Annotated in this window: 6 protein-coding genes and 1 pseudogene; 1 reads left to right on the top strand and 6 read right to left on the bottom strand. The window is 40.0% G+C overall.

Annotation, left to right across the window (positions count from 1 at the left end; translation table 11 throughout):
* The 3 genes and pseudogenes from AB5935_RS23080 to AB5935_RS23070 form a co-directional block, all read right to left on the bottom strand.
* Positions 1–398, bottom strand: a pseudogene (locus tag AB5935_RS23080) (IS66 family transposase); the annotation flags it as partial.
* A 107-nt stretch (positions 399–505) separates the two neighbouring features.
* A complete protein-coding gene (gene tnpB, locus AB5935_RS23075) occupies positions 506–838 on the bottom strand; it encodes an IS66 family insertion sequence element accessory protein TnpB (protein ID WP_004324217.1) in 333 nt (110 codons plus the stop codon).
* Positions 832–1,206 (bottom strand): hypothetical protein, encoded by a 375-nt coding sequence (locus AB5935_RS23070; protein ID WP_004324216.1) that lies wholly within the window; start codon positions 1,204–1,206, stop codon positions 832–834. Before AB5935_RS23070 ends, tnpB begins: the two co-directional genes overlap by 7 nt.
* Before the next feature lie 536 nt (positions 1,207–1,742).
* Between AB5935_RS23070 and AB5935_RS23065 the strand changes: the two genes are divergently transcribed.
* The gene (locus AB5935_RS23065; RefSeq protein WP_004307071.1) at positions 1,743–2,750 is read left to right on the top strand and encodes an IS110 family transposase; all 1,008 of its coding nucleotides are present in this window, start codon (positions 1,743–1,745) and stop codon (positions 2,748–2,750) included.
* Here the strand turns inward: AB5935_RS23065 and AB5935_RS23060 are convergent.
* From AB5935_RS23060 to AB5935_RS23050, 3 genes are all read right to left on the bottom strand, one after another.
* Entirely contained in the window at positions 2,732–3,652 is a 921-nt protein-coding gene (locus AB5935_RS23060) for an IS3 family transposase (protein WP_004322510.1), read from the bottom strand. The genes AB5935_RS23065 and AB5935_RS23060 overlap by 19 nt on opposite strands.
* A 35-nt stretch (positions 3,653–3,687) precedes the next feature.
* Positions 3,688–4,068, bottom strand: coding sequence for a transposase (locus tag AB5935_RS23055; RefSeq protein ID WP_004322509.1), 381 nt, complete (start codon positions 4,066–4,068; stop codon positions 3,688–3,690).
* 257 nt (positions 4,069–4,325) lie between these two features.
* The gene (locus tag AB5935_RS23050) at positions 4,326–5,993 is read right to left on the bottom strand and encodes an ISL3 family transposase (RefSeq protein ID WP_008649335.1); all 1,668 of its coding nucleotides are present in this window, start codon (positions 5,991–5,993) and stop codon (positions 4,326–4,328) included.
* Between the last annotated feature and the right edge of the window lie 395 nt (positions 5,994–6,388).

Raw genomic sequence — 6,388 nt, 5'->3', positions numbered from 1 at the left:
TCCTTATCCTCTTTGAGGTCTTTTTGCTTCATTGCGGACAAGGAAGATTTCTTCTCGGATTTACGCCCGTATAACTGCCGTTTCTGTCTGGCAATCTCATAAAGTTCATCAGCGCGCGTATTCTCGAGTGCTTCAAGGGCACTGGAAAGCTCCTGTATTTTCTCTTCTGCGGCTGACTTGGCCTCAAGGGCCCGGGAAAGACGGTTGGAAAGCGTCTTGTTGTCATGTCTCATGCTTTTCAGTTCCTCAAGTGCCCTGTCAAGTTTAGACAGGATCTGCATATTACCCGACTGCTGTTCACGCTGTAAGTCGTCAAGCAGGTTTCGAAGCCGCAGGATCTCATCATCCTTTGACAGTAGCTGGGCGATTAATATGTTGATCGTTTCCTTGTCTTCCATGTCGCAAATATACAAAATAAAGCTGACTTATGCAAGATTTTAAACATATTAATATATTGATAATCAAATATATAACCTCGTACAATCGATTGTTCTGTAACCTCGTACTACCCTACGAGTAATTCTTTGCGGACAGTACCCTGGAGCAGAACCACGAGTTTCTCCCAACCGATTTCATAACGATGACTGGCCTTGCAGAAAACAGGTAGGAGGAAACGGTCTTTGTCCAGCTTCTTCCAATAAAGCACGTATCCCCCTGTATCATGATGAAGGATTTTGATGTTCCGCCGGTCCTTGCTCAAAAAGATGAAAATATCCCCTGCGGAGGGCTCTTTACCCATTATTTTGCGTACCAGTTCGGCAAGGGTGAAAATACCTTTTCGCATATCTACCGGACCTTCGCACAGGTAGAAGCGCATGCTGGGATTCAGCCCTAACATAATGTTCCCAGGTTTTGAAGCAGAGCTGTTATGCTCTCAAGATTAGTGTTACATTTTCGGATCTCAACTCCATTGCCCAGTTTTAGACGAAACGAAACAATCTCAAAGTTGTCCGATTTGACAGATTTGGGAGATGATGTACAACGTGAATGACCGGAGGGGGAACCGTTCACATGAATGGGGGCCAGTTGCACATCGGAAGGGGAAGTTGAGTTACCCAGTTGGCACTTGTAATGACGATACCAGCCAAGGAATTTATAATAATCAACGCCAAAACGATGGCAATACTCCAAAAGAGAGACTTGGCAACCACTGTCGGATGACTGATAAGCAGAAAGAATCTCTAAAAAACAATCAGTAGAGTCCATAAGAATAAAATTTTAAGTTCTGTGCAAAGGTAAAGCTGACTGATAGGATAAACAAGAGCCATACAATGAGTGCTTACTAGTTGTTTTGTACTGTACTGGATTTAGTTGACAACTTCGCTTGTTATACCTAAGTTAGTTTACTCAATATTTTTTAAAACCTAAATAAGTTTACTTGTCCCTTTGTAATTCCTGTATAAGTTGTCATTTAAGATATTTTGCAAAATTATGTATCTTCTCTTATAAGTGCAAGACTTCGGGCTGTAAACTTTCATTAAATAACAAAAACTCTTCGCTCGGGGATCGCCCTAGCGGCAACCTTAGATTTGCAGCATCAAAATATTTATCTTTGAATTGATATTGAAAGGAAAGCAAAAGGAAAACCATCAGCGGCAATAGAAGTCAAGTCTAAGTCCCTATTCGGTCCTTTTGCTCCTTCCTTGAACTCAAACCCATATAAGAATTTCAGTAAACCTGTTTAAGGTTATTAGGTCAAGTTCAGGTCCTTTCTTTTTTGTTTAATGTTCAAAAACAAAAGTATGAAAGTTTTTTATTTAGGAGTTGATGTGAGTAAGAAAAAATTGGATTTATGTTTAAGGAGTAACGGTAAGGACATCCTTTATGATGTTATTCCTAATGATCTATCCTCTATTAAATCTTGGTTAACAAGAACGTTTGAGAAATTTTTCCTCTCTGAGGACAGTTTGGTTGTCTGTGCGGAACATACAGGGCAATATACCTATCCTTTGGTCTGTGCAACAAAAAGTATAGGAGTCTACTTATGTTTGGAAGATGCAGCTAAAATAAAATATTGTCATGGAATACCTCGTGGCAAAAATGATAAAATAGATGCCTGCCGAATAGCAATGTATGCAGAAAGATATAATGATTGCCTACAACCGTATACCGCATCAGAGCTTATAATACAAAAACTCAAAAACTTATCAACAGAACGCAGTATGCTTGTTGCAGATAGGGCTAAATATCAATCCCAGCTAAAAGATCAGGTAGACTATATGGAACACTCAATATATATTGCTAAATGCAATAGAGTTGAAGGGATTATCAATACATTTACGGATTACATAGCACAAATAGACCTTGAAATAAAAGAACTTATAAATCAGGCACCTGTCATTGCTCATCAAATGGATTTACTCATGTCTGTGGATGGAGTTGGGGAACGTGTTGCACTGAAGATGATCATGGAAACAGATGCTTTCACTTCTTTTACTGATCCCAGGAAGTTTTGCTGTCATGCAGGAGTTGTTCCGTTCGTCTATGTGTCAGGAAGTAGCCAACGTTCTAAAAATAGAGTATCTAATAGGGCTGACAAGAGCATCAAGCATTTGCTACATATGGCGGCACTATCTGTTTCACAAGTGAAAAATAGTCCATTGAAGAAATATTATGACAGAAAGGTCGAAGAGGGAAAAAATAAGATGTCGGTTCTGAATGCAGTTAGAGCGAAATTAGTTACGATTATGTTCGCTGTAATTAGGACGGATGCTTTTTTTTCGAGAAATTATCAAAATTCGCTTGCGTAATCCATAAGAATAGGGGCGGGAGCACCCGTCCCGACGAGCGGGACTTCAACTACTTTTCCCCTGCCGTTACGAATATATTCCATCGGTGTTTTCATTTGTATGCCTTGATGGGGTCGAAGATAATTGTATGCATATATGGCATCGGCTATACGTTTATCCAACTGTTCAAAGCTATCATCTTCGCAGTCAAACAGCCACCCATTCTTGATCGTGTTATTCATCCGTTCAGCCAGGGCATTATGTAGCGGATCTCCACACTGAGTCATACTAATATTGATATGATGTTTCTTGAGCATGCCCACATACAGTTTTGAGCAGTATTGCACTCCCCGGTCAGAATGGTGTATGAGACTACTCAAATCAACATTGTATCTGTTGTAAAAGTCCATAGCCATCCTAAGTGCCTTTAAGGGACCTTCCGCTTCAAGTGTTTTGCACAGTGCATATCCGACTATGGCCCGACTGCCCGCATCGGTAAGAAGAGACAGGTAAGCCCATCCCTGGCACGTGGCAACATAGGTTATGTCCGCTACAACCATTGAACCGAATGTGTCAGCTACAAATTTAGGAGTGACATTCAGCAAGTCCGGATAAATGTAATAATTATGATTGGAATTTGTTGTCTTTGGTCTCACATGCCTGACACGTTGACACAGGCCATTAGCACGAAAAATATTATAGCATTGATCACGCCCAATGACCATCCTGACACCAAACTTGCGGAGGCAGCATGCATAGAGTTCACGCATACCAGCCTTAGGCATAAGTTTACGTAACTCATTACAATACAGCACAATGCTTGATGTGAGGATGTCTATTTCCTTTTTTCTGTTGACATGCTTATAATAACCTTGTCTGGTTATGCCGAAGTAATCACAGAGGAACTGCAGACTGCCGCGCATATGACGGGCAGAGTTCCCCTGTGACAAGGTGTCGATTACTTGGCATCGGAGTTTTTTCGAACCTTGATGTGATAGGTTGACTCCGCAAGATTAATCAATTCCTCACAAGCTTCATGACGAAGACTTTCCTCCTGAAGGGCACGCTGAAGTTTGCGGTTTTCGGCACGCAATGCAGCGAGTTCTTTTTCCAGTTCATTGAGAGACTCATCAGAGGCTTTGCTTAAAGAGGGCTGTTCTGTATTCATAACTTTATCATTTATATGATACTTTTCGAGCCAAAGAATCAGCAGACGTCGGCAAATACCGGTACGCTTAGCAAACTGATACTTCGTTTCGGAAGTCGATAAATACTCACGAATATAAGACATTCGTTCAGATTCTGTGTAAGGAGTGTACTTCTTTTTTAATTCTTCCATGTGAATTTCGAATTTGAGAAGTGTCAACTTATTCAGTACACTACAGTCGCCCCAATTATCCCATAGCTTTGCATAAAGGAATCAAGGCTTTTTCTTTGATTATATAACGTGTGGCAGATACTTTATCTGCAACCTATCTGCCACAGTATCTGCAACGCTCCAACTATTTGTCAATTAGCGCATTACACGCGTTTCGTTGCAGGTGGCAGATGTTTTTATGTTTTTCAGGTTCTTCGTCAAATTTGGTGGTACTTCTTCTATTGTGAATAAATAATCTTCGCTCTCAGTAGTTTAATTCCTGCCCTATTGTACATCTGTCTTTTTACCGCTTTAATTTTATTCACTGTCCCCTCCAGTAATCCGTTACTGAAGGGGATATCAATAGCTGCCTGTACTGCCTCCCAGTCTTTTTCAATACCATATGCAAAGTTCGTCAGTGCCATATTCCGTGTTGCCTTCGCTTTTTCAATCCACTTTCTAATATCCTTATCATAAGTGTTCCCATTAATCATATCTCTGAAATTCTGACACACGCTTAAAAGTTCTTTAATCTGCGGTGAGGACTTATACAGTTCCGCTAGTTTAGGATTATCCGATTCTCCCTTTAGAATGTATTTGCGTATCTGATTCTGTGAAACTCTCTGTATTTTACTTCTGTTTTCAATGCTCTCATTATGCTCCTTGACTTCCTTCCTCTTTTGTTGATACCTTTTTCGCAAGCTGGATGTTATCCTTCCAATAAGTGCGCCACTGATTTTACTCCCCATTTTTTGTGCCAATATTTTTCGAGTAATACAGCCCGCACTAATGATTGTAGCCAGTTCGGATACATATTTAAGAGCTGTCTTCTGTTGCTCATTCAAGTATGCCCCTATTCTTCTGTTGTGAATAATCTTATAAATGTAGCGACTTTTCTTACCCAAATGTGTGGCTGTCTGCTCAATGGTCATCCCCTGCATTTTTAAGTTCAAGCTTTCCCTGTATATCTTCAATTTTTCTCTGTGTCGGACATCTCCCATGTTAAATATGTCCTGAAGAATTAACGAAGAAGCCGTGTCTCTGTCAGGATATTCGTATTTGAGCTTTTTCTTGGTCTGACGGATTATTTTCTCTATTTCCGGTATCATCGTGTCCGTCATATTCTTGATTAGATGGAATCGGTCGCAGATTTGTGTAACACCAGGAATTATTCTGTTTATAGCCTCTGTGAAACATCTTCCACGGTCTCTCGTTATATATTGTATTTGAGGATTCCGGATGAGCCAGTTATCAAGTGCTTCTCCGTTTCTATCCTCTAACAAAGCAATAGGTATGTGTGTCATCTGGTCTACGACCACACTCATATAATCCTTACCTTTTTTATAGGCAAAATCATCAATACCTACATAAATACTTTTATTATGCATAGGATTGTGTTGTCCGCACTGTTGTAGGATGCGTAAGCAGGAAGAACTACTGGCTGTTATATGGAACAGTTGCAAAAGAGAAGAGGCCTTTCGGGAAGTAAGTTCCAAACTTATCGATCTGATGCGTTCCTCAACAAGATAGCTCCGTCTACCATACCGACGAGCCAGAAAAGACAACGGTTCGCAGAATATTTTTTGTGGACAAGAAACATTGTCACAATAATATTTGCCAACCTTGATGACTAACTCCAAAGTATGACCGTAAACTTCAAGATCCTCAATATGACGGGAGTAGTAACTGTGCAATCGGTGACTGAAATGTCCGCAATAAGGACAGGAAGCCCCTTTGCCAGCCGTATGTAGAAAGACCGTCAATGAGCCAACAGCTTCAGAGATACCATCTTGTTGCAGATTATCGTAGCCAAGACTGAATCTGAAATCATGGAATAATCCCCTATTTGTAGGAGCATTTTCTTTTTTTGATGTATATTTGTACGTTGTAGATATGACTTGTTGCATTGTAACTCTTAATGATGTGGTGTCTTTAAAGTTACTAAAAAGCAAACATATCTACAACTTTTAATAGGATTAAGAAAGAAGAAGACAGTTGAAATAAAAAAGAGATTACCACCAAATTTGACGAAGAACCTGAAAAAATATAAAAACATCTGCCACCTGCAACCAAACGCGTGTAATGCGCTAATTGACAAATAGTTGGAGCGTGGCAGATACTGTTGCAGATAGGTTGCAAATCAAAGTATCTGCAACACAGTATAGTAAGCGTCTCCGCGATTCTATCTTGTCGCCCTTTTTTCATTCTTATATTTTTGCGATGTATAAAAATGAAGCATTATGGATTTAGCAGAAAATCGATTTGGAAAAACTTGGAAACATTTCCTTGAAGCATTGAAAGT

Source organism: Phocaeicola sp. RTP21198st1_B8_RTP21198_201120 (genome assembly GCF_040929485.1).
Classification (GTDB): domain Bacteria; phylum Bacteroidota; class Bacteroidia; order Bacteroidales; family Bacteroidaceae; genus Phocaeicola; species Phocaeicola dorei.
The sequence above is the reverse complement of the archived record's forward strand: the minus strand, read 5'-3'. Positions and strand labels throughout refer to the sequence as shown.